This window comes from Collimonas fungivorans (assembly GCF_028292705.1).
GTDB lineage: Bacteria > Pseudomonadota > Gammaproteobacteria > Burkholderiales > Burkholderiaceae_D > Collimonas > Collimonas fungivorans_B.
On sequence record NZ_JAQGLV010000409.1, the window covers coordinates 1 to 3,496 of the forward strand.

The window sequence follows — 3,496 nt, forward strand, 5'->3', positions numbered from 1 at the left end:
AGTATGTGCGCAACCTGCAGCAGCCGGCCATGAACATCCTGCTTGCCGTCATCAGTTTCACCACCCAGGGCAACATCAACCAGCTGACGTACCGCTCGGGCAACATCGAGCGGCGCTATGTCGGTTCCACCCTGGGCGCCTTGAATTTTGTCACCGAAGGCGCCGGCGTCCACCGCATCAACCTGCCGGATGCGCTCGCCGGTTTCCTCGGCAACGCGGACAGCGACGGTTACCCCAGCATCAGCGCAAAAAAGGAGAGCAGCGGCGACCAGGCCTACCTCGAAGTGGATGCGCCACGCAGCCAGTTCATGGGACTGCTGACCACTCGCAACAACCTCGGCGTCGGCGGCGACCAGCCGCTGGCCAACCTGCAGGTCGACGCCATCACCTTCAAGGGCCCCGGGGTACTGTCTTCAGACGGCCCGCTGGTGACTTTGTCGAAGACACTGTCGCCGTATTTCCAGGTCGGCGACGTGTTGATCTCGGATCCGCCGGTGACCACCATGAGCAACGGCCAGACCAGCTTCGGCGTGGCCCAGCGGCGCACTATCGTCAGCATTAATCCAAGCAACCTGCAAGTCACGGTAGACACTGCATTCAATCCGGTCCTGCAAAGCCTCAGCTACACCTATGTACGCTCGACGCTGGCGCGTTTTGCCGTCAGCAGCGACAGCAGCCTGCTGCGCATCAATATCGACGGCACGGTCGGCCTCGGCATGCAGGCGACGCCCAGCGCCGGCCTCGGCGCCAGCGGACCGAATGCGCTGGTGATCACCGCCGACCGCAGGGTCGGCATCGCTTTGTCGGACCGCAGCCCGGCGGCGGCGCTCGACGTCAACGGCAAGATCCAGGCCGACGACCTGAAAGTGCAGGGCCAGATCCAGACCGGCTCGATGATAGCCAGCGGCGCCATCCAGGCCCAGAGTTTCGAAGGCAACGGCTCCAAGCTGCAAGGACTGCCTATCCTCAGCTACTGGACTCGGGAAACCATCGGCACTCCGACCAGCAATCTGTACTATACCGACGGCAATGTCGGCATTCGCGACAAGAAGCCGCTGGCCTCGCTCAGCGTCGGCGGCGGCCAGTCGTTCATCGGCAAGGGGCAGATCACCGCCATCAGCGACAATGTCTTGCAGGGCTATCAGACAGCGTTCCAGGATGAAATAACGGTCGGCGACACGATCACTGTCGGCATGCTGATCGAGCAGGTCGGCATCATCGCGGAAATTCTCAGCGACACCCAGCTGCGGCTGCAGGAACAGCTGTCGCTTACAGTGCTGAATTCGGCCTACAGCTACCAGGCGCCGGGCGCCGACAAGAAACCCGGGCAGGGAGAGATCAGCAGCAACGGCAGCATCATCACCGGCAAAGGCAGCAATTTCAAGAGCACCACCGCTGTCGGCGGCAAAATCATCATCGGCCGTTTCGAGCCCAAGACCAGCATCAGCCAGAGCAGTGCGGTCTCTGCTGTCGCCAGCGCTACTGCGCTGACCTTGAAGACGGCGTTTGCGGTCGACGTCGTCGCTTCCGCATACAAATATCAATCGGGCAGCGGCCCGGTCACGGACGGCATCGGCACGATCAGTACCACAGGTGTGCAAGTGACCGGCGATAAAACCGATTTCAGCGGATACAAGGAAGGCGACACCCTGATCATCCCGCCATCTTCGTCGCTGCCGCAGACCATGTTCGTGCAGTCGGTCAAGAGCCAGACCGAACTGACGCTGATCCTGCCCGACAAAAAAGCCAAGCTTACCGGCGTCTTTCCGGCGGCGGTGTCGGCCTACGTGGTGACGCCATCGCTGCTGGCCTATATCGCCGCCAAAAACGACAACGGCGTGCTGGCGTCCGGCGGCCCGGACATTCCGCCGGCGATGATCGTCGCTACCAACAACATGATCGACACGCCCAACACGGTAGCCATCAATTACCGCCCGGAAGAAATCCAGAGCCAGTACGCGCTGCAGGTCAACGGCAACGTCAATCTCAACGGCGGCAGCGTGGATATCAAGGATCTGTACGTGCAGACGCTGACCGCCAGCAAAAGCATCACGGTGGCGGGCGACGGCAGTGCCGACAAGCTGCTGGATGTAGGCGAAAGCGGCTCCTCGCTGCTGACGGTGAGCAAGACCAACGTCACGGTGGGCGCAAGCATTGCGCCATACCAGCTCGAAACGGCCGGCAACATCCACGCCAGCGGCGACATCGTCAGCGCAAAGACGGTGCGCGGCGCCAGCCTGGAGGGAGCGGCGCTGAAGGCGGCCGGGACCAGGATCAACAGCGACGGCAGCGTGCAGATCATGGGCACCCGGGTGCCCTATGACCAGTCGGCCCTGATCGACGGCGGCACTTTCTTCCAGCAGGTGGCGAACACCGACGGTTATGTCGTGGCTACGGTCGGCCAGCCGGCCTGGGCGGTCAATTACTGCGGCAGCCTGTCAGGCGCCACCAAAGACCGCCAGGGCAACCAGACCAGCTTCATGTATGCGACCGGGCTTGCTTATCAATATGTCGTACCGGAGGGAAAGAAGAAGGCGGCGGTATATTTCATTCCGGTGCCGGGTTCTTTCACCATGCCGGTAAAACAGGGCGAGACCTGGACCCTGACCTTGACCTGGAATACCGATTTCGGCGGCGCGCCGCAGATCGAGTTCTACTGGGTGCCGCTGGGACCGGCGCCCAGCATCCTGGCAGAAGCCGCGGAACCGCCCCCGGCCACGCTGGCCGGGGGCGGCATGGCGGCATCTTTGCAGCGCTTGCGCGATGACCTGGCCGCGGGCCGCATCGGCAGCAGCGTGCGCGCTACCGTGCAGGAAGCCATCCAGCACCGGGTCGACGACCTGGCCCAGGTATTCGGCGATGCAACCCGCATGAGCAGCAAGCCGGAAGACCGGGGGCAATTCATCCGCGACCTGCAAAAAATCGTCTGCGGGCCGGGCGCAACGGCGCAGGCATCGATGCAGCCCGGTTTCGAACAAGATGTCCAGGCCCTGATCGACACCTTCGGCAGCGTCACCGCTCATGTTTTCAACGAATCGCAGCGCGGCCTGCTGGCTGCCGGAGTGAAAGCGCTGGTGCAGATCAACGACAGCCCCGCCAACCGGCACGACCTGAACCTGATCAAGAACAACATCAATCTGTTTCTCGACAATGTGCAGCAGGTGCTGCAGGCGGAATTCGGCAGCAACGAGCGGCGCTTGCTGACGCGGGCGCTGGTGCGCCTGGTCGGCGACGGTTCGGGAGGCGCTGACGGCAGTTAGGGCGGGGTGGCCGCCCGCGATCCGGTTTGGCAGTCGCAATTCTTATCGATGTTCACCCATGAGGAATGATCATGAATACCATTGCAAACGGCAGTTTCGGAACGCGCGTCGCGTATAACCAGTCCGACCTGGTCGACGGCGGCACCAGCTTCACCCAGGTCGCGGCCAGCGACGGCTTTGTCATGGCGACAGTCGGCCAGCCGACCTTCAGCGCCAATTACCTCGGCACCCTGGAA

At 62.7% G+C, this 3,496-nt stretch carries 1 protein-coding gene; it reads left to right on the forward strand.

Features of this window, described 5'->3' with window-relative positions; translation table 11 throughout:
- A partial coding sequence (locus tag JWQ61_RS21755; RefSeq protein ID WP_304362357.1) for a hypothetical protein occupies nucleotides 1-3,260 on the forward strand: 3,260 nt, incomplete at its 5' end.
- Nucleotides 3,261-3,496: the final 236 nt, after the last annotated feature.